This window comes from Paraburkholderia sp. MM5384-R2 (assembly GCF_014201025.1).
Taxonomy (GTDB): Bacteria; Pseudomonadota; Gammaproteobacteria; order Burkholderiales; family Burkholderiaceae; genus Paraburkholderia; species Paraburkholderia tuberum.
In genome coordinates, this window is the sequence record NZ_JACHDI010000004.1 from 1 (window position 1) to 18,984 (window position 18,984).

At 59.4% G+C, this 18,984-nt stretch carries 15 protein-coding genes and 5 pseudogenes; 12 read left to right on the plus strand and 8 right to left on the minus strand.

Annotated elements, in window-relative coordinates; all coding sequences use genetic code 11:
- Positions 1-19: 19 nt before the first annotated feature.
- From HDG37_RS08315 to tnpA, 4 genes and pseudogenes are all read right to left on the minus strand, one after another.
- Positions 20-703 carry a tannase/feruloyl esterase family alpha/beta hydrolase gene (locus tag HDG37_RS08315; protein ID WP_311541191.1) on the minus strand — a complete coding sequence of 228 codons (684 nt, stop codon included), beginning with the start codon at positions 701-703 and terminating at the stop codon, positions 20-22.
- Positions 642-929: pseudogene (locus HDG37_RS08320) on the minus strand (tannase/feruloyl esterase family alpha/beta hydrolase); the annotation flags it as partial. The pseudogene HDG37_RS08320 and the gene HDG37_RS08315, both read right to left, overlap by 62 nt.
- 4 nt (positions 930-933) lie before the next feature.
- Entirely contained in the window at positions 934-1,254 is a 321-nt protein-coding gene (gene tnpB, locus HDG37_RS08325; protein ID WP_184046015.1) for an IS66 family insertion sequence element accessory protein TnpB, read from the minus strand.
- The gene (gene tnpA, locus HDG37_RS08330) at positions 1,254-1,712 is read right to left on the minus strand and encodes an IS66-like element accessory protein TnpA (RefSeq protein ID WP_184046017.1); all 459 of its coding nucleotides are present in this window, start codon (positions 1,710-1,712) and stop codon (positions 1,254-1,256) included. The genes tnpB and tnpA overlap by 1 nt, the downstream gene beginning before the upstream one ends.
- A 679-nt stretch (positions 1,713-2,391) precedes the next feature.
- On the opposite strand from tnpA, the pseudogene HDG37_RS40260 reads away from it, so the two are divergent.
- Positions 2,392-2,784 (plus strand): annotated as a pseudogene (locus HDG37_RS40260) (transposase); the annotation flags it as partial.
- A gap of 328 nt (positions 2,785-3,112) precedes the next feature.
- Here the strand turns inward: HDG37_RS40260 and HDG37_RS08345 are convergent.
- Positions 3,113-3,538 (minus strand): annotated as a pseudogene (locus HDG37_RS08345) (IS6 family transposase); the annotation flags it as partial.
- A gap of 827 nt (positions 3,539-4,365) precedes the next feature.
- On the opposite strand from HDG37_RS08345, the gene HDG37_RS08350 reads away from it, so the two are divergent.
- Complete coding sequence (locus HDG37_RS08350) at positions 4,366-5,502, plus strand: branched-chain amino acid ABC transporter substrate-binding protein (protein WP_184046019.1); 1,137 nt, start codon at positions 4,366-4,368, stop codon at positions 5,500-5,502.
- A 5-nt stretch (positions 5,503-5,507) separates the two neighbouring features.
- Here the strand turns inward: HDG37_RS08350 and HDG37_RS08355 are convergent, their stop codons facing one another.
- Positions 5,508-5,987 (minus strand): Lrp/AsnC family transcriptional regulator, encoded by a 480-nt coding sequence (locus HDG37_RS08355; RefSeq protein WP_184046021.1) that lies wholly within the window; start codon positions 5,985-5,987, stop codon positions 5,508-5,510.
- A gap of 153 nt (positions 5,988-6,140) precedes the next feature.
- Here HDG37_RS08355 and HDG37_RS08360 point away from each other — a divergent pair, with 153 nt between their 5' ends.
- From HDG37_RS08360 to HDG37_RS40265, 4 genes and pseudogenes are all read left to right on the plus strand, one after another.
- Positions 6,141-7,304: a M20 aminoacylase family protein gene (locus HDG37_RS08360; protein ID WP_184046023.1), complete on the plus strand. Its 1,164-nt coding sequence runs from the start codon at positions 6,141-6,143 to the stop codon at positions 7,302-7,304.
- 38 nt (positions 7,305-7,342) lie between these two features.
- Positions 7,343-8,585: pseudogene (locus HDG37_RS08365) on the plus strand (Zn-dependent hydrolase).
- A 49-nt stretch (positions 8,586-8,634) separates the two neighbouring features.
- Positions 8,635-9,858: a diaminopropionate ammonia-lyase gene (locus tag HDG37_RS08370; RefSeq protein ID WP_184046025.1), complete on the plus strand. Its 1,224-nt coding sequence runs from the start codon at positions 8,635-8,637 to the stop codon at positions 9,856-9,858.
- A 98-nt stretch (positions 9,859-9,956) separates the two neighbouring features.
- Positions 9,957-10,169: pseudogene (locus HDG37_RS40265) on the plus strand (IS110 family transposase); the annotation flags it as partial.
- 336 nt (positions 10,170-10,505) lie between these two features.
- Here HDG37_RS40265 and HDG37_RS08380 read toward each other — a convergent pair.
- The gene (locus tag HDG37_RS08380) at positions 10,506-10,850 is read right to left on the minus strand and encodes an MmcQ/YjbR family DNA-binding protein (protein WP_184046029.1); all 345 of its coding nucleotides are present in this window, start codon (positions 10,848-10,850) and stop codon (positions 10,506-10,508) included.
- A gap of 80 nt (positions 10,851-10,930) precedes the next feature.
- On the opposite strand from HDG37_RS08380, the gene HDG37_RS08385 reads away from it, so the two are divergent.
- Positions 10,931-11,227 carry a Dabb family protein gene (locus HDG37_RS08385; RefSeq protein ID WP_184046031.1) on the plus strand — a complete coding sequence of 99 codons (297 nt, stop codon included), beginning with the start codon at positions 10,931-10,933 and terminating at the stop codon, positions 11,225-11,227.
- A 137-nt stretch (positions 11,228-11,364) separates the two neighbouring features.
- Here the strand turns inward: HDG37_RS08385 and HDG37_RS08390 are convergent, their stop codons facing one another.
- The gene (locus tag HDG37_RS08390; protein WP_260332799.1) at positions 11,365-11,883 is read right to left on the minus strand and encodes a MarR family winged helix-turn-helix transcriptional regulator; all 519 of its coding nucleotides are present in this window, start codon (positions 11,881-11,883) and stop codon (positions 11,365-11,367) included.
- A gap of 204 nt (positions 11,884-12,087) precedes the next feature.
- Here HDG37_RS08390 and HDG37_RS08395 point away from each other — a divergent pair, with 204 nt between their 5' ends.
- From HDG37_RS08395 to HDG37_RS08415, 5 genes are read left to right on the plus strand one after another with little or no spacing between them, the layout of a single operon-like run.
- Positions 12,088-13,791, plus strand: coding sequence for an FAD-dependent oxidoreductase (locus tag HDG37_RS08395; protein ID WP_184046033.1), 1,704 nt, complete (start codon positions 12,088-12,090; stop codon positions 13,789-13,791).
- A 12-nt stretch (positions 13,792-13,803) separates the two neighbouring features.
- Positions 13,804-14,862 carry a maleylacetate reductase gene (locus tag HDG37_RS08400; RefSeq protein ID WP_184046035.1) on the plus strand — a complete coding sequence of 353 codons (1,059 nt, stop codon included), beginning with the start codon at positions 13,804-13,806 and terminating at the stop codon, positions 14,860-14,862.
- Positions 14,863-14,879: 17 nt separating this feature from the next.
- Positions 14,880-15,725, plus strand: coding sequence for a dioxygenase (locus HDG37_RS08405; protein ID WP_184046037.1), 846 nt, complete (start codon positions 14,880-14,882; stop codon positions 15,723-15,725).
- A 39-nt stretch (positions 15,726-15,764) separates the two neighbouring features.
- Positions 15,765-17,384, plus strand: a complete 1,620-nt coding sequence (gene mdlC, locus HDG37_RS08410) for a benzoylformate decarboxylase (RefSeq protein WP_184046039.1) — start codon at positions 15,765-15,767, stop codon at positions 17,382-17,384.
- A 58-nt stretch (positions 17,385-17,442) separates the two neighbouring features.
- Entirely contained in the window at positions 17,443-18,894 is a 1,452-nt protein-coding gene (locus tag HDG37_RS08415) for an aldehyde dehydrogenase (protein ID WP_184046041.1), read from the plus strand.
- Positions 18,895-18,984 lie beyond the last annotated feature (90 nt).

Sequence of the window (18,984 nt, forward strand, 5' to 3'; positions counted from 1 at the left end):
GGCCCATTCCATTCCTCGTTTAGTGCGCGACGCCCCTCGCAATCTCACGCCACATAGCTCGCGATGACAAACCTAATTTAGACCGGGACGTAACACATGTGAAACTGGCAGCTACGTTTGGATCTCCTTTCCCGGTGTAGCGCGGCCACGTCGGATACTCACAAAGAGGGCGGGTCCGTCCCAGCGTGGCGGGGTTGATGTCGCTGATGATCTGATTGGTAGGAGTGACTCCATGTTCCATCCAGTTTTCGAGGGCGGTGAGCGAATCCCAGGCAGGTGAGAATGCTCCACTTGTATGACCGAAACCGGGGACCTCATAGCATCTCGCGAAGTTTCGCGTCTTCTTCTCGCCGTATCGACGAACAAGTCGACCATAGTAGTCTTCGGTGGATCGCGTGCTTGCGATCCCATCGGCCGCGCCGTGCGCGATGAGCAGTTTGCCCCCTCGCCTGGCGAATGCCGACAGATCCGTGCTGTTTATATCCTGAATACGAGACAGGTACGCAATCCGTTGCCGAAATGAACCAGGATTGGCGGGATCGAACGAGAGCGTGTTGAATGAAGGATCCCGCGTGACAAAGTACTTTATCCACTCATCCCAAAATATATAGGGGAACGGCATGGTCAAAACGTCGAGAACGCTAGGGGGAGAAGCGACCGGAGCTGGCCGCGCGGTGCCCAGTTGAAGTATCGGCACCGGCATAGACGTTATAGGCCGGATACTGGGTCTCGCCGCTTCCCAGTGGCTGTCTGAAGGCGATCGCAGTGTTATACACGTTAAAGGCTTCGATCTGCGCATCTGAGAGACAGGTGTCACCGGTGTCCGCTCCAGCGGGACAGCGCAGTGATCGAGGATTGAAGTGGCACGCCCGGACGTCGCTGATGATTCCATCCGCGACGCCGTCCAGTTTGTCGCAGGCAGACATAACGGCATCATAGAGGAGCTTCTTCTTTCCTGCCCTCCAGCAGCCAGTGCAACTGCTCGCTCGTCGGCTTGACGACGCTCTGCTGCCGGCGTGGCCATACGAAGTGGTCTTCCTCGAGGCGCCTCAACATCATCCAGAAACCGTTGCGATCGTAGAACAGCAGTTTGACCCGGTTGCCTTTGCGGTTGTGGAAGGCAAAGACGGCGCGACCAAACGGATCGAGCTGCATGGACTGCTCGACGAGCATCACGAGACTATTGATGCCGGCGCGGAAGTCAATCGGTTCGCGATGCAGGAAGACCGCCAGGTCCGCCTCGAAGCGGAACATCAGCGTGCTCCCAATGCAACGACCACGGCATTGATGACTGCAACGTCGCCTGCTGAACATTCGAGTTCGAGCTTCACGCCGTTGGGCAGGTGAGCCGTCAGCCGTGCCACTCGTGTTGAGCGTGGCGAAACGCAGGATGATTCTGCTCGGGTGGCGCGGTGCGACGCGGGCGCCATGAGCGCTGTTGGCTCGTCGATCGGGGCAATCGGCACAAACGCTGATGATGCGACCGGCACGTCGTGCCTGACTGGGGGCCGGCCCTGTTCACGCGTCTGGACCCATTTATGCAGCTGATTGGCGTTCACGCCAACCTTAAGGGCGAGGCCCGATAGCGAGGCGCCTGGCCGCAGACAGGCTTCGACCAGTCGTCGCTTGTCCATCGGGTCAAAGCTTCGCTTGCCGCCGACACCAACACGCGTCACACGCAAGGGCAAAAAGCTCAGGTCATCTTCTGTCATGGATTGTGTCCGCAAAGTAGGGTTGCGGATGCAATCGTGAGCCTTCTCAACCACGGAATCTAGGTGTGCGAGATCGTGCGCTTAGTGCGGCTGCAAAGCCGATGAAAGATAGTTGATGAAAGTTCAATACGGAGAAGAAGTGGCGAATCACTCTGGCCCCGAGTCATGCGGCATGCACCGTGAGGTGCAGGTCGAAGCGTTGACAGGGGAAACCGACAGGCCAGCCATTGAGCCGCGTAATAATTACTCCGGGATGCCGACGCTGTTAAGCGAAGCGGAAGGCAATACGGTGCACGATGTCAATCGCAAGTCGTGTACTGATCCCGCGCGGTCGGAGACCCTGTGCATGTTGGGAAGTCTTTCATACGGAAGCAGCGAGATCTCATCGGTGTCCGGCATAGTTGGGCCGGACGGGGCTGGGAAGGTCAATGACCGTAATCCAGCCATCGACGCCGGTGAGAAGTCGGATACGCCCATAGTACCGAGGAAGTTGCAGAACAAAGGGGATGAGCCAGCGGAGGTGATGGAGGGAAGGGGTGTAACCGGAGGGAACGCCAACGAGAACCCCGCGTACCGGACACAGAGCCGGGATAAGCGCGCGTCGATGGGACTCGAAGGCGTACGGGAACACGCCAGTCACGATCCACAGACGCAGCGCTGTATGGCCGTATGTGGCGTGGGCCGAATCACCGCATCTGCCGTCGTAGCGACCGTGGTCAACGCCCGTCAGTTCAGAAACGGCCGGCAGATGGCCGCCTGGATCGGCCTCGTTCCCGAACAGAACAGCAGCGGCGGCAAACAGCGGCTCGGCCGGATCACCAAACAGGGCAGCGAGTACCTGCGCACGCTCCTGTTCCAGGGCGCGCGATCGGCCATTCTCACAGCGCACCGACGCGATGACCGGCTCTCGCGCTGGATCGTCCAGCTGCATGCGCGTATTGGCTACTATAAGACGCTGGTCGCGGTTGCCAACAAGCACGCCCGCATCCTCTGGGCCGTATTGGCCAGGGACCAACGCTTCGATCCATCCCATGCGCCCGCCCGCGATGCAATGGCGGCGGCGCACGCATGAACTACAGAACAGAAAGTGCAATGCCACCATGAATTGACTTCCAAGCGCAGCACGCATCACGCAGGGATAGCGACAGGTCAGACCGACAGCGGGCGAACTCGGGCAGCTATCAGGCGCTACAGTTCTTGTATTCGCCCTCGCCGGAATGGAGTCCCGCTGTGCGGTTACTATCCGGGCCCGGGCGCAGCAATCACAGCGCCCAAACAGGCCGTTTATAGGTTTGCAGTCTGCCTCGTCTGCCCTCATGCTTCCGTGCACGCGCTGACAACACAGGATTCGACGTATGCCCTATTAAACCCAGCTTGCAAGAAACAGGAGCTCCTTATAGATAGTTGCGCAACTGGTCGGTGACAATCCTGCGCGGTACCGGGTACGAGCGCAGCATCTTTCTAAAGAAGCGCTTTGCCGCGGCCTTGTCGCGGTGTTTTTGCAGCAGCACGTCGAGTTCGACGCCGTGCTCATCCACCGCGCGCCATAAGACATAAGGCTCACCTCGAAGTTTCATGAACAGCTCATCGAGATGCCACGTCGCGCCCGTCCGCGGCCGGACCGCTTTCATCTGGTAGGCAAACATCGCGCCAAACCGGTCACACCAGTTGCGCACCGACTCGTAGCTGACCACGACGCCGCGTTCGAACAGCAATTCTTCGATGTCACGCAGGCTCAGATTGAATCTGTAGTACCAGCGTACCGCGCAACTAATGACTGCAGCTGGAAAACGGAAGCCGTGATACGGCGATGGATTCTTCTTCATCCAACCATTCTACCCAGCGCCGCCTTCAACTTGACAATGCCATCCAGACGCCACCCGAGGATGGCCGATCACCGTTACGTTGTTTATTGTTTCAGATGTCTCGTGCTCAACGATGACGACGTGTCGGCCTCACGTGGAAGAGAGAATGGTTCAATCGTGAAGTTGAATACTGCGCAACGCATCAAAGCATGCTGGAAACCGTCCCTGCATCGATGTTCGGAACAGCCGCCAACTTCGGTGCGGCGCTACAGGCGATATCGCGCTATCGAGTTCCTCGATTTCCCAGAAGCGGACGGATACCCTGGCGGCGTTGCAGAACTTGCTGGCGCTTCTGTGAACACTGCTAGCGTCAATTGTGGGCGCCAACAACATCACTACCGACTTGGGACGCGCCGCTCACGATTGGAGGCCCGTCATGAACCAGTTCCCCTTCTTTATGAGCTGCGATTCGTTCCACCGTCCGTGTAATTGTCAATCCGCATTGAACACGGAAATCCTGACACCCCCGGGAGGAGAGGGTCTTCCTCCCGCCCGCCAAGCATCATATCTCGATCCGCCGAGTAGCCGACACCAACTCCATCCTTTTTGTCGATCTGACAGTAGGTTTATTGACTTGCACATACCGGCGGTGTGCTGCGAGCGGCAGTAAGAAAAATTATCAAAGACGGCCAGCTTTTAGATTGAAGTTTGCAGAAATGCTCTCGCGGCTGATTTTGGTTACTGTGCCAGGCCATTACGATGGTCACAGGGCGAGTGCAGTGTGCCACGCCCAACGGGTCGTGGTTCCTGTCGATCCGATCCCCCAGCCAAGCTTCTGTGAGTAGACCATGCAATCATTCCGGCAATTGATATCTCTAGCGTCCCTGACGCTTGCCCTGCACCCTCTCGCGGCTCACGCGGATCTTATGGTAAAGATCGGGCAGGTTTCGCCTCTGACTGGCGAACTCTCCCACATTGGAAAGGACGATGAAAACGGTGTGCGTCTCGCGATTGAAGATTTGAACCGCAGAAAGGTTCGCATTGGCGGCCAGAACGTTACGTTTGTGCTCGATTCGCAGGATGATGCGGCCGATCCGAAGACGGCGGTGACCGTCGCGCAGAAGCTGGTGGACGATGGCGTGGCGGGCGTCGTTGGACATGCGAATTCCGGGACATCGATACCTGCTTCCAAAATCTACTCGGATGCAGGTGTCCCGATGATCACCGAATCGGCAACCAATCCGAAACTCACGCAGCAAGGGTTCACGAACGTGTTTCGTATGGTTGCGAACGACGTGCGACAGGGCTCGGTCATCGGCTCATATCTGGTCCGCGACCTTGGCGCGCGCAAGGTCGCCATCGTCGACGACCGTACTGCGTACGGTCAAGGTCTTGCGGATGAAATCGAAAAATCAGTTAAGGCCGCCGGAGGAAATGTGGTCACCCGCGAGTTTGGCACCGACAAGACAACGAACTGGATGGCTGTTCTCACAACCATCAAGAGCCGTCAACCAGAAGGTATCGCCTTCACAGGCGGCGACACCCAAGCCGCTGCATTCGTGCAACAGGCGCAAAAGCTTGGATTGAAAGTCAAGTTCATTGCCGGCGATGAAGCATGTACCCCCCAGTTCATCAAACTTGCCGGTTCCTCGATGGACAAGGATGTGTATTGCACGCTTGCAGGTGTGCCGCCCGCGAAGATGCCGCAAGGCCCCGAATTCTTCAAGCGCTATCAGCAGCGCTTCGGTGTCCCCGTAGAGCTCTATGCGCCTTACGCCTATGACGCGGTGCTCGCGATGGCCGGTGCTATGCAGGCTGCGGGATCTACAGACCCCAAGGTGTACCTTCCTAAACTGCGCGCTTCGAAGCTCGCCGGAGTGACGGGCGCCATTGAGTTTGACGACAAGGGCGATATTCGTAACGGTGCGATCACCGTTCGTCAATTTGACAAAGGTGACTGGATCGAGAAGTCAGTGGTGCATTGACATCGTCATATACCCCCCGGAGCCACGGGTACACCGAGCCCTACCTTCACGTTGCTCATGCTTACCAGCGTTTTGAAGCGCTTGACGTTGTTGTTCGAGAAGAACAGCTCTCGAGTCAGGGCGGTGTATTCGTCCATATTCCGAACGGTCAGTATGAGCACAAAGTCCCATTCACCCGCGACGTAGTAGCACTGCTGAATTTGCGAGGTCTTTTCGAAGGTGCGTTTCATCGAGTCGAGCAGGTCGATCTGCTCGCTCTCGACTTCGACTGTCGCGATGATGGTCAGCGGGTAGCCCACCTTCTCCGGTGCGACGATGGCGGCGTAATTGCGAATGACTCCATCGTCCGACATGCGACGCAATCTGCGATTGACAGCGGCCGTAGACAGATTCACGCGCGCGCCTAGTTCGTTCTGCGGCGTCTGCGCGTCGCGTTGGACTTCCATCAAAAGCTTCAGGTCGAAGTCATCCAGGTTAATGGTCATGATTTGCGGTCGCACGGGGGAAAGAGGGATATTTTTGCATAGCAAGGGTGTATTTTGCGATTTTTTCCACCACTATACTGAATATGATTCCAATCAGCGACGTGCATTGTTTCCGTCAGACCAGTTAAGTTCATCGACCAAGGGCATCCGACAATGGAAAGAGCACTGCAGGACCAGTTGAAAACCTGGCGCCGGTTTTTGCATCAACGTCCCGAAACCGGCTTTGAGGAAGTCAATACGTCCGACTATGTGGCCAATATCCTCAGGACGCTGGGAATGGAGGTTCATCGCGGCATCGGCCGGACGGGCCTCGTTGCGAACCTCACGGTGGGAGACGGGAAACGGGCCATCGGTCTGCGCGCTGATATGGATGCGCTGAACATTGCAGAGCAGGCGCCCAGTCGTGAGTATGCTTCGCGCACAGCTGGAAAAATGCACGCATGCGGGCATGACGGGCACATGTCCATGATTCTCGGAGCGGCTCGACTCCTTGCTGAGCGGCGCGACTTCAACGGTACCGTGCGCTTCATCTTCCAGCCTGCGGAAGAACATGGCCGGGGCGCTAAAGCGATGATGGCCGATGGGTTGTTCGAGCGGTTTCCGGTCGCCGCCATTTTTGGCGCGCACAACATGCCGGGCATGCGTGCGGGAACGTTCGCGACACGACCGGGCGGCATCATGGCTAGTGAGGATAACTTTGTCATTCACATCAAGGGGCGCGGCACGCACGCTGCCCGCCCGCATATGGGGGTTGATCCGATCGTAATTGCATCGCAGATCGTGTTGGCATTGCAGACGGTCGTTTCGCGCACTCTCGACCCCAGTCTGCCGGCAGTGATTTCGTGCACCGAGTTCATCACCGATGGCATCAGAAACGTGATCCCGTCGAATGTGATCATCAAGGGCGATACGCGAAGCTATTCGCGCGAGGTCCAAGCGCTGCTTGAAACCCGCATGCGCGAAGTATGTGAAGGAATCTGCCGGACGCACGGCGCCGATTGCAGGTTCGAGTACACGCACGAGTTCGCGCCCACGGTCAATTCCGCTGAGTTCGTGGACGTCGCAGTGAGGGCGGCGGGCAATGTAGCGGGAGCAGATAGTGTCGACGCCAACGTCCAGCCGATGATGATTTCCGAAGACTTTGGTGCGTTCCTGCAAGCTGTTCCTGGCAACTTCATCTTCATCGGCAACGGCGAGTCGGCTGAAAAGGGCGGCACGCCTTTGCACAACGCCACCTACGATTTCAACGACGACATCCTTCTGACGGGAGCGCAGTACTTCGCCGAAATTGTCCGGCTCGAGTTGCCGGCGGGCTAATCGGGATGCTGCTGCCCCATCCAAGTTTAGAGGGAAAAATGAATCCGTCTGCACTCGACGGTGCACACCTGATCGAGCGATTCCCCCAGCTCGGCGAACTGGGCGCCAATGATGAAGCCGGCGGGCGGACCTGCGTTGCGCTGACTGACGACGAGCGCTCTGGTCGTGAGCTCCTCGTCGAACGGATGCGCGAGCTCCACCTCGATATTTGCGCGGATCAGATCGGCAACATTCTCGGCAGGTTACGGTTGGATTCAGATGACGCCAGCCAGCGACCGCTGATGGTAGGTTCGCACATCGACTCCGTAAGGAGATCCGGTGAGCCCGACGGTTGCTACGGTCTGTTGGCTAGCCTTGCGGTCGTGAGGGCATTTCGGCGGGCAGCCGTCAAGCCGCAGCATTCCATCGCGGTTGGCGCCTTCACCAACGAGGAAGGCGTTCGGTATCAGCCGGACATGACGGGTTCGCTGGTCTATGCTGGCGGCCTGTGCGTTGATGCAGCGCTAGATACGATTCGCATCGGCGGCACCCGCGTCGACGACGAGCTCGCGCACATTTGCTATGCGGGCGAGCTGGAGCCCCGCGCCATCGTTCCGCATGAATTTCTCCAACTGCATATCGAGCAGAGTCCGATTCTGAACGCAGAGAACAGCCGCATTGGTGTTGTCGAGAACCTTCAGGGCATCTCGTGGCAACGGGTCACCGTGCATGGCAATGCGAATCATGCGGGTACAACGCCAGCGCGACTGCGCCATTACGCCGATTGGGTGGCCGCTGCAGTTTCAACCTTCCCGCGCGAGCTCGCCGGTTTCACCGGCACGACTCTCGCGACGATCGGCATGCTGCGTATCGAGCCGAACGTCATCAATGTGATTCCGCGCAAGGCAATGTTCACGGTGGATTTGCGCGATCCGGACGAGCAACGCCTTCGGGGCGCCGAGCGGCGCCTAGCGGAATTTGTCAAGGAGATTGCCGGAAAGGAAGGCGTGGAGATCACGACGGAACGCCTAGTCCGTTCCGGGCCGGTCGTGTTCGATGCAGAACTCGCCGATGCAGTCGAAGCCTCGGCCGCGCATTTGGACTTCACGCATCGCCCGATGACGTCGGGAGCCGGATACGGCGCGCAGATGGTTGCCCGTATCGCGCTGACTGCGATGATCTTCGTGCAGAGCCGCGGTGGCATTAGCCACAACCTCGCCCGAGTATGCGGACGACGATCAGCTGATCGACGGCGCAAACGTCCTGTTCGATGTCGTGCTCAAACCTCTCGCCGCGAAGTAAGCCAGGTTTCCCATCAATTCAAATTGTCCATCAATGGAGTGTCACCGTCATGCTGGCAGCAAATCCACGCGCAACGCGCGCGCCGTATCCCGCTGAGCTGAAGAAAGTTCTCAGCATTGAAAAAGCCCTGGAGAGCCGGGAGTGGCTTTTCTCGTGGGACAAGATATCGCGCGAGGCGACGCCGCTGTATCAGCTGCCCGGACTCGCCGCCAGGCTCAAGGTCGGCAGCGTCAGTGCCAAAGACGAGTCGGCACGTTCGGTACTCGGCAGCTTCAAGGCGCTGGGTGCGCCCATAGCACTGGTGCGCCTCATCCAGCGGCTGTGGCCGGATCATCATCTCGATGCCCGTGGCCTCTTCGAAGGGAACTATCGCGAACTGTTGACGCACTTTACCGTAGTCAGCGCGACGGATGGCAACCATGGCAAAGGACTGGCTGCTGCGGCGCAGACACTCGGCTGCCGTTGCGTGATCGTGCTGCATGGCAATGTCAGCGTCGAGCGCGAGAATGCAATTGCGACATACGGTGCCGAGATTGTCCGCATCACGGGAAATTACGATGCATCGGTCGAAGAAGCAGCGCGGCTTGCTTCCTTGAACGGCTGGCAGGTCGTGTCCGACACGTCGTACGACGGCTATCAAGATATCCCGCGTGATGTGATGCAAGGCTACGGCACCATTGCAGCAGAGGTCGTCGACCAAAGCGATAGCCAGCCAGATAGGCCGGCCTATACGCACGTTCTGCTTCAGGGCGGAGTCGGTGGCCTCGCAGCGGGAGTCGCCAGCTATCTGTGGGAATTCCACGGTGAGCACCGTCCGCGATTTATTGTCGCGGAGCCACAACAGGCCGACTGTCTTTATCAGAGTGCATTGTCTGGGCGCGCGACCCGTGCAACCGGTTCAGTGGATTCTGTGATGGCCGGCCTCGCTTGCGGTGAAACGTCGCCGCTCGCGTGGAAATTTCTGCAGCCCGGCGTCGACGATTTCATGACGATCAGCGATGACGATGCGGTGAACGCTATGCGTATCCTGGCTGCCGGCTGTGATGACGATGTACCCATCGTGGCGGGCGAGTCTGGTGCGGCAGGTCTCGCTGGTCTCATCGTGTTGTTGCAGGATGAGCAACTGGCGACGAAAGTGGGCCTTGATGTATCTTCCCGGGTCTTACTGATCAATACCGAGGGCGCGACGGCACCTGGAACTTATGAGCAACTAGTCGGCGAGACCGCGGACTCCGTGCTCCAGCGCCAATCGGACTGGCGCGACAGTCGATAGCCTGACTGAGCTTCTGGACGCCGTGCTCGCAATCGCGATGGCGGCATCCAACATGCGCCATAACGCTTCGATAATCAGGCCAGGCTGATTGCCCGTCATTCGTCCGGCCGTTCGTGAAGCGCAACAAGGAAGGGGTTGCCTCGCGCAGCGACCTGGAAGGCTCAGCAGCGCCCTGAAATGCGCTTGCGACCGCGAAAAACGAGCTACAGCAAAGCGTGCTCACGCTGCACCGCGTGCGCCAGCAATTCATCAAGATTCAGCGGCGTATGCAGATTGATCGACTACGCGGCTTGTTGTACGAGTTCGGCGCAGCAATAGCCGCCGTAGGCGACACAGCTCGTGATGCCCGCACCAAAAATTGGCGAATCCCGGCAGCGCTGAACGACATCATTGGGATCAAGTCGAGCGCTGCTCAAGGAGTTACGACCCCATCGGCCAGCCGGCCGCAAGTCTGAAGTTGTGCGCGCGGGTGTATACGGTCCTGAGCAATACCGTTATGCCGTCTTTCAGGCAAGAAAGTAGCGGACGGCGCGGCTTTCGGCGCACTGCTGGGCCCAGACGATCGCTAACTGTTTTGGCAAAGCCATTACATTGGAGCGTTAGGGAGCCGCTGCCCCTCTCTCTTCAATCGGCCGATTCGATCTTGCTTACGCTTGCTTGGTCAATGCGAAGCTGTCGTCAATCACCTCGAATATTTCATCCTCGTGAACCGATCCGTCGAGAACGGCTGTGACCCAATGTTCTTTGTTCATGTGGTAGGCCGGCAAAAATCCTGGCCGCTTGCGCAGCGCGCCAACGCGTTCCGCGCGTGCCTTTACGTCGATGATCTCGACTTCTTCTTCGCCGCTGGGACCAAGCTTCGAACGCGATACCCTTACTGGCAAGCAAAACCACTTTTCGCTGCCTGGATGCCGGAAGACTGCATACGATGGAAACTTCTCCCAAGGATAGCGATCTGGATATGCCGGGCATGGCCAGCATACATTGACCATGCCCGGCGAGTTCGCCCGCTGGCCGGTCAGCTTTGCGGATGTGAGCCTTGGACTCGCCGTCTAACCAATCAGGGAGCATCATGGTCAAGCACATCGTAATGTGGAACGTTCGAGGAGGAACCCCCGAACAAAAGTCGGAATCGGCAGATCTGATCAAGCGCGCATTTGAAGGCCTGAACGGGAAAATCCCGGGATTGCTCAAACTCGAAATCGGTAGCGATGTCAGCCATATTGACTATGCCTGCGACGTCGTTCTGTATTCGGAGTTCGACAGCGCGGAGTCTCTGGCGGCCTATGCTACGCATCCCGAACATTTGCGCGTGCGGGACGAACTTGCTGGTGTCCGCATCAGTCGCCACCAGGTGGACTACATCTGAATGACGAGGGCTCTCCGTGGGAACGGCCGGCGAGGAGCCATCAAATCCACGACTTGAAACAGCGTCCGTTTGGACGTACAGGCACTGCCGCCGCGACCGTCGCGGGCCGGTCGCGGTCGAACAGCCGGTAGCCGGGCTCAATCTGCGCCGTGCGCATACCTGGCAAGCCCGCGCTTTACGGCCTTGTAAAGCGTAGTGCCCAGCTCACTCTCCAGTTCTTCCTCAGTCTGCTCGAGCGCTGCATGGAAGTTTTCGAGCCAGTCCCGGCCCTTCTCGGTGAACAGGACGACTTTGGCTCGTCCATCAGTCGGGTCCGGCACTCGCGTCACAATTCCAAGCGCCTCCAGCTGCGTCACCAGTTCGCCCAGTGATTGCTTCGTCATCGAAGCGCGGCGAGCAAGCTCGACGGCCCGGGTGCCTTCAACATCCAGGTTGCGAGTCACATTAATGTGGCTGAGCGTGCACTCACCGTGACCGGCGGCGGCCATCTTCTCCAGCACGCTTTTCTCAAATCTATGCACTGCTTCGTTGAGCAGTCTCCCGATGTTGGACGTGCGCCATGCGTCGCTTTTCCCGGGCATCGCAACATCATCAAACGCTTCGATCTGCGTCGTCATCTTCTTCAGGGTACCAGCGGAGTTGGGTGTCGCTGCCATGTTGGTTGCTTTCGAGACTCAGTGTCGGCTGAACGTCATTAGGACGTCGGTCGTAAGGAAGTATATCGCCGCGTCGCAGCATGCGTGAAAACCCTGACTTGTTGGTATGGTCAGGCAGGCTTACTATAAATACAGTCAGGCAGCCTTACCATAAAGCACATCGCTAGGCTTTGCCGCAAATCAATTTTGACAGCAAACGCAAATATGGAATCGATTGAAGTTGACGTGATGATCTGTGGCGGAGGGCCGTGCGGCCTCATGCTCGCCAATGAACTGGGCCGCCGCGGAATTTCGGTATTTCTGGCGGACGAAAAGGAGAGCACCGCGTTCAATCCTCAGGCGAATGCCACGCAGGCTCGCACGATGGAGCACTTCCGCCGGCTGGGTTTTGTCGACGAGATTCGCGCCCAAGGGTTGCCGGCCGATTTTGCCACGGATATTGCTTATTTCACCCGCTACGCCGGGCACGAGCTTGCCCGTTTCAAGCTGCCTTCCGCGCAGGAGGCCCGGCAGAAGGCCCGGGAGCTGAAGGGATCGTGGAGTGCCGCCGAATTACCGCACCGGGTTTCGCAGAAGTACGTGGAGGCTGAGCTCCGTCGGCAGGCCGAGACGCTGCCGGGTGTCACGATCCGGTATGGGCGCCGGGTGACCGACTTTGAAGAGCGTGCCGATGGCGTGCGGACCACGATCGAGAGCCGCAGCAGCGGAGAATCCTTTGTGTTCGAGAGCCGGTATCTGGTCGGCGCGGATGGCCCCAGAAGCTTCGTTCGCGATCGGCTGGGTTACCGGTATACCGGCGAGACCGGCGTTACTCGCGATTTCATGGGCGGTCGCATGTTCGCGGTTTATTTGCGGTGCCCGGACTTCTACAAGCACGTTCCGCATGCGCCTGCCTGGATGAACGTGACTTTCAACCGCGATCGTCGCGCATTTATGGCGGCGGTGGACGGCAAGGGCGAGTTTGCTTTTCATACCCAGTTACGCGCGCACGAGAAGGAAGAAGCGATCACCGACGACGATGCACGTGACCTGTTCAGGGCGGCGGTCGGCATCGATCTCGATGCGGAAGTGCTCTCCAAGGGCGGTTGGACGGCCGGCCATTCTCTGGTCGCCGATCACTTCCAGAGAGGGCGCGTGTTCCTCGGCGGCGACGCGGTTCATCTTTTTACGCCGACGGGCGGTCTTGGATATAACACGGCGGTGGAAGACGCCGTGAATCTGGGCTGGAAGCTGGCTGCGGTGCTGAAGGGGCGTGCTGGAACCAGTCTGCTTGATACCTATGAGCTTGAACGTCGTCCGCTGGCGATCAGGAATACGGGCTACGCCAAGGGATTCGCAGACTCCCTTGGACTGTTTACCCCGGTCGACGAAATCGAGGAGGACAGCCCGCGAGGCGAGGCTGCCCGAATCGAAGCGGGAAAGTATCTGGGACACCACGGCCGTTTCGAATTCAACATCCCCGGCATCACGTTCGGCGGCCGCTACGATGGCTCCCCGGCCATCGTGTCCGATGGATCGCATCCGCCGGAGGACGCGGCGAATGTCTATACGCCCACGGCTTGTCCGGGTGGTCGGCCGCCCCATGCATGGCTCGATGACGGTTCGTCGATCTTCGACAGGTTCGGATTCGACTGGACGCTTCTGGTGCTGGGGGCAACGACGACGGATACCGCCGCCTTCAGCGAAGCGATGAACCGGTTCGATGTGGATCTGCGTGTCGCGCGAATTGCCGATCCCGAGATACTCGCACTGTACGAAGCGCCTCTTGCCCTGATTCGTCCGGACCAGATCGTCGCATGGCGTGGCAGCTCGAGTACAGGGGCCATGGATATCGTGAGCCGGCTGCTGGGGCATCAGGGCGACGAACGGAAGGACGGTCTTGCCGTTCCTGCCGATATAACGGCCTGACCCGAGGACGCAATGATTTCTGGTTTTTCCTATGACATTAGCCCCGGCCGGATCCTGTTCGGCGCGGGAACGTTTGACGCCGTCGCTGGCGAGATCGAGCGGATAGGCGCGCAGCGTGCGCTGATCCTGTCGACGCCGATCCAGCGAGCGCACGCCGAGCAACTGGCCGGGTGCCTGGGTCCTCTGGTGGCCGGCATATTCAGCGAGGCCGCCATGCATACGCCGGTGCCGGTGACGCTCAAGGCGCTGGCGGCGTTCGAGGCGGCCAGGGCGGATTGCGTGGTGTCGCTCGGCGGTGGTTCGACCATCGGTCTGGGCAAGGCCATCGCATGGCGCAACGACGCACCGCAGATCGTGATCGCCACGACGTATGCCGGCTCGGAAGTCACGCCTATTCTCGGGCAGACGGAAGACGGCATCAAGACGACGGTCCGCGATCCCAGGATCCTCCCCGAAGTGGTGATCTACGACCCGACCTTGACGACCGGGCTGCCGGTGTCGATGAGCGTGACGAGCGGTCTTAACGCCATGGCGCATGCAGTCGAGGCCGTCTATGCGCGCGACCGTAACCCGGTGTCCTCATTGATGGCGTTCGAAGGCGTGCGTGCCTTGCGCGATGCGCTGCGTGTCATCGTCGGGCAACCGCACAATCTGCCGGCCCGAACCAACGCGCTATATGGCTCCTGGCTCTGCGGTTCGGTGCTTGGAACGGTCGGCATGGCTCTGCATCACAAGCTGTGCCACACGCTGGGCGGAAGTTTCGATCTGCCCCATGCGGAAACGCACGCGATCGTGTTGCCGCACTCGGCTGCGTACAACGCCGAGGCTGCGGCTCAGGAACTGCAGCCGCTGGCGGACCTCTTTGGCGGCTCGATCGGCGGAGGGCTCTACGACTTTGCCAGATCGCTCGGTGCCCCACTGGCCCTGAAGGATCTGGGTCTCAAGGAACCCCAGCTCGACGACGCCGCCGATCTGGCGGTGAAAAATCCGTACTGGAATCCGCGTCCCGTCGAACGGGAAGCCGTGCGCGCGCTGCTCCAGCGCGCCTGGGCGGGTACCAGGCCCGAGTGACGAAAGGAACAGAGAAGATGTCCAGATTCTTTACCGAGGCCGATTCGGTCAATGCGGTCAATGCCAGGATAGGGCCGGATATCAATCCGCGCCTGAAAGAAGTCATGACGTCGCTGGTCAGGCATCTGCATGCGTTCGTCAAGGATGTGCATCTCACCCAGCACGAATGGGAAGTGGCCATTGATTTCCTCACGCGGACCGGCCAGATCTGCAGCAATGAACGACAGGAATTCATTCTGTTGAGCGACACGCTTGGCGTTTCGATGCTGGTGGACGCGATCAACAACCGGCGTTCGATCGGCGCGACGGAAAACACGGTGCTCGGTCCGTTCCATGTTGCCGGCGCCCCGGAGCGGGAGATGGGCGAGCACATCTCATTCGACCGCAAGGGCGAAAGCTGTCTCTTCGAGGGGTGCGTGACGGATCTGCATGGCAATCCGGTTGCCGATGCACGTATCGATGTCTGGTCGGACAACGCCGACGGCTACTACGATGTGCAGCAGCCTGGCATTCAGCCGAAATGGAACAACCGCGGGATCTTTACCACCGGCGTGGATGGAAAGTACAGCTTCGTGGGCATAAAGCCCGTGTCCTATCCGATTCCACACGATGGTCCCGTCGGCAGGATGCTTGAGGCGCTGGGCCGGCATCCCTATCGGCCAGCACATATGCACTTCATTGTGACGGCTGACGGTTTCCAGAAGATGGTGACTCATACCTTCGTTGGCGACGATCATTACATCACCTCCGACGCCGTGTTTGGTGTGAAAGCGACACTGGTGGCACCGTTCGAGCGCGTTGACAACGGTGAGACGCTTTGGCGATCGCCGTTCGACTTCGTCCTCACGCCAACTGGCGAGTGAACTCCAATTTTGACTGGCAAATACCGCGAGACGCAGTTCATGAATACCCAGACATCAACCGCCAATGAGAATCCTGCAGCCTCCAATGAAGTGGTTACCGTACGTGAGGCCACTATTGATCTCATGAGACGCCTCGGCATCACGAAGATTTTTGGAAATCCGGGCTCGACCGAGTTGCCAATGCTTCGGGATTATCCTTCGGACTTCAGCTATGTCCTGGGATTGCACGAGGCGGTAGTCGTGGGTATGGCAGATGGTTACGCACAGGCGACCGGCAATGCGACGCTCGTCAATCTGCATTCTGCTGCCGGCGTCGGCAATGCGATGGGCAACATCTTCACGTCTTGGAAGAATCACACCCCGATCATTATTACGGCAGGGCAGCAGGCCCGATCCATTCTGCCGTTTGATCCTTACCTGGGTTCGATGCAGGCGGCCGAGTTGCCGAAACCTTATGTGAAATGGAGCATCGAGCCGGCCCGGGCCGAGGATGTTCCACTCGCGCTGGCCCGCGCCTACCACGTCGCGATGCAGGAACCTCGCGGGCCGGTGTTCGTTTCGATCCCGGTGGACGACTGGGATCGGCCTTGCGAGCATGTGGCCGTAACCGAAGTCAGTCACCGAGTGCGGCCGGACCCGGTCGGCATCGACCGAATCGGTGACGCGCTCGATCAGTGCGGAAAGCCGGCATTTGTTGTCGGTGCCGCGATTGACCAGGCGGGCGCCTGGGACGAAATCGTGCAATTGGCAGAACGGCACAACGCGCGGGTCTACGTCGCTCCGATGTCCGCACGCTGCAGCTTTCCGGAAGACCATCATCTGTTTGGCGGGTTTTTGCCGCCGATGCGTGAGCGTATCGTGCAGGCGTTGTCGGGTCACGACTTTATCTTCGTCGTGGGGGCGCCGGTATTCACTTACCACGTCGAGGGGGCCGGTCCGCACATCCCCGCTGGGGCGGCGCTCTATCAGCTTGTGGACGATCCGTCGTCAGCCGCATTGTCCCCAACCGGATTTTCGGTCGTGGGAAACATCGCGCTCGGCCTTGCCGACCTGCTCGCCCGTTCGCAAAGGCCACAGCGTCCGGCGCCCGAGCCGCGCCCTGCCGCACCGCGTGCGGAACCTGAACCGCTGATGCCGGTGGCATTCGCGCTACAGACGCTGGCCGAAGTCCGCGACCCGTCCCATATCGTCGTGGAGGAAGCGCCGAGTTCGAGGCGGACCATGCAGAGCTATCTGCCTTTTACGCGGAAGAACACCTTCATCACGATGGCCAGCGGTGGGCTTGGCTACGGTATGCCCGCAGCCGTCGGCGTTGCGTTGGCAAGCCCTGGCAAGAAGGTCATTGGCCTGATCGGTGACGGCTCCAGCATGTATTCGATTCAGGCGCTGTGGAGCGCAGCGCAGCTGGGACTGCCGATGACTTTCGTAATCCTGAATAACGGGCGATACGAAGCGCTCCGCGATTTCGCGCTTCATTTCGGCTTCGGGAAGGAGGACGTGGTGCAAGGGACGGCGCTTCCGGATCTTGACTTCGTCGGGTTGGCGAGAGCCATGGGGTGCGGCAGTGTCAGGGTAGACCGCGCGGAACATCTTGCTGATGCGCTGAAGGAGGCGCTATCGGACGATAAACCGAACCTTGTCGAGATTATCGTCGCCTGAAAGTGGTGGCGTCTGAAATTCTGAACTTTTAAAAAACAGGATCAGTCAGGAGACGAGGATGAACGAGACACTGTTATTTGTCGACGGGGAGCATATTGCGGCCACAGGGGAACGGAAGTTCGAGCGACGCAATCCCCTCGATGGACAGGTGGCGTCGCAAGCTGCGGCGGCTACGGTTGCGGACGCGCTGGGAGCGGTGCACAGCGCCGCGCAGGCTTTTCCCACCTGGGCCGCTGTAGGTCCGGGTCGTCGACGGGAATTTCTGGATGCTGCAGCGCGCTCGCTCGAGGCAAAGTCCGGCGTGCTGGTGGCTGCCATGATGGCGGAGACCGGTGCTTCCCAAGTTTGGGCTGGCTTCAACGTACACCTGGCTGTCGAATCTTTGCGCGAAGCCGCTGCGATGACGACCCAGATCACGGGCGAGGTCATTCCTTCGGATATTCCGGGAAGTCTCGCTCTCGGCATGCGTCAGCCGGCCGGCGTCGTGCTCGGGATTGCCCCGTGGAATGCCCCCGTCATTCTGGGCGTCAGGGCAATCGCGACGCCGCTCGCATGCGGTAATACGGTCGTTTTCAAGGGTTCCGAAGTGTGCCCCGCGACACATGGCCTGATCGTGGAGGCGCTCAACGAGGCGGGCCTGCCCAGGGGCGTCGTGAACTTCATCACAAATGCGCCGGAGGATGCCAGTGCAATCGTGGAGGCGCTGATTGCGGCACCGGCTATCCGGCGAGTGAATTTCACCGGCTCGACGCGTGTCGGCAAGATCATCGCCAGGCTTTGTGCGGACCATCTCAAACCTGCGGTACTTGAGCTTGGCGGGAAGGCTCCGCTACTGGTCCTCGCCGACGCGGATCTCGATGCAGCAGTCCAGGGCACAGCGTTCGGGGCGTTCATCAATTCCGGCCAGGTCTGCATGTCGACGGAGAGAATCATCGTCGACGAATCCATTGCGGCCGAGTTTGTGGAGCGCCTGCGCCAGAAAGCATTGTCGTTGCCCGTGGGCGATCCGCGAAAGGGCCCCGTCGTGCTGGGGTCGGTTTCCGACATGACGACCGTGCATCGATGCAATGCATTGATCGACGACGCGCTCGAAAAAGGGGCGACGCTTGTCTGCGGCGGCCGCGCAAAGGATACGTTGATGCCGGCGACGCTGCTGGATCACGTGACGCCGGCAATGAAAATCTTCCATGAGGAGTCTTTCGGCCCGGTGAAGCCGATCGTGCGGGTGCACGGTGACGAGGAGGCGATCGCCTGCGCGAACGACAACGCCTATGGTCTTTCCGCCTCAGTGTTTAGTCGCGATGTCGCCCGCGCGATGCAGGTGGCGAACCGCATCCAATCGGGTATCTGCCATGTCAACGGACCGACAGTGCACGACGAGGCACAGATGCCGTTCGGCGGAGTGAAGGAGAGTGGCGTAGGACGTTTCGGCGGGCGTGCCGGCATTGCTGAATTTACGGATCTTCGCTGGATTACCGTTCAGACGACGCCGCGCCATTACCCGTTCTGACAACAGGCAGCGCGTTTCAAACGGCCCTCGGTGTTCGCGAGGCCAAACAAAAACACAGAGTATCTGGGATGCCTCACCGAGGCATGAAGA

Coding starts and splice junctions, on each gene's coding strand:
- HDG37_RS08390 (WP_260332799.1), bottom strand. CDS start 11,883: ATGGCAGCGACACCCAACTCCGCTGGTACCCTGAAGAAGATGACGACG.
- HDG37_RS08360 (WP_184046023.1), top strand. CDS start 6,141: ATGGAAAGAGCACTGCAGGACCAGTTGAAAACCTGGCGCCGGTTTTTG.
- HDG37_RS08315 (WP_311541191.1), bottom strand. CDS start 703: ATGCCGGTGCCGATACTTCAACTGGGCACCGCGCGGCCAGCTCCGGTC.
- HDG37_RS08405 (WP_184046037.1), top strand. CDS start 14,880: ATGTCCAGATTCTTTACCGAGGCCGATTCGGTCAATGCGGTCAATGCC.
- HDG37_RS08355 (WP_184046021.1), bottom strand. CDS start 5,987: ATGACCATTAACCTGGATGACTTCGACCTGAAGCTTTTGATGGAAGTC.
- HDG37_RS08400 (WP_184046035.1), top strand. CDS start 13,804: ATGATTTCTGGTTTTTCCTATGACATTAGCCCCGGCCGGATCCTGTTC.
- mdlC (WP_184046039.1), top strand. CDS start 15,765: ATGAATACCCAGACATCAACCGCCAATGAGAATCCTGCAGCCTCCAAT.
- HDG37_RS08370 (WP_184046025.1), top strand. CDS start 8,635: ATGCTGGCAGCAAATCCACGCGCAACGCGCGCGCCGTATCCCGCTGAG.
- tnpA (WP_184046017.1), bottom strand. CDS start 1,712: ATGACAGAAGATGACCTGAGCTTTTTGCCCTTGCGTGTGACGCGTGTT.
- tnpB (WP_184046015.1), bottom strand. CDS start 1,254: ATGTTCCGCTTCGAGGCGGACCTGGCGGTCTTCCTGCATCGCGAACCG.
- HDG37_RS08350 (WP_184046019.1), top strand. CDS start 4,366: ATGCAATCATTCCGGCAATTGATATCTCTAGCGTCCCTGACGCTTGCC.
- HDG37_RS08395 (WP_184046033.1), top strand. CDS start 12,088: ATGGAATCGATTGAAGTTGACGTGATGATCTGTGGCGGAGGGCCGTGC.
- HDG37_RS08385 (WP_184046031.1), top strand. CDS start 10,931: ATGGTCAAGCACATCGTAATGTGGAACGTTCGAGGAGGAACCCCCGAA.
- HDG37_RS08380 (WP_184046029.1), bottom strand. CDS start 10,850: ATGGTCAATGTATGCTGGCCATGCCCGGCATATCCAGATCGCTATCCT.
- HDG37_RS08415 (WP_184046041.1), top strand. CDS start 17,443: ATGAACGAGACACTGTTATTTGTCGACGGGGAGCATATTGCGGCCACA.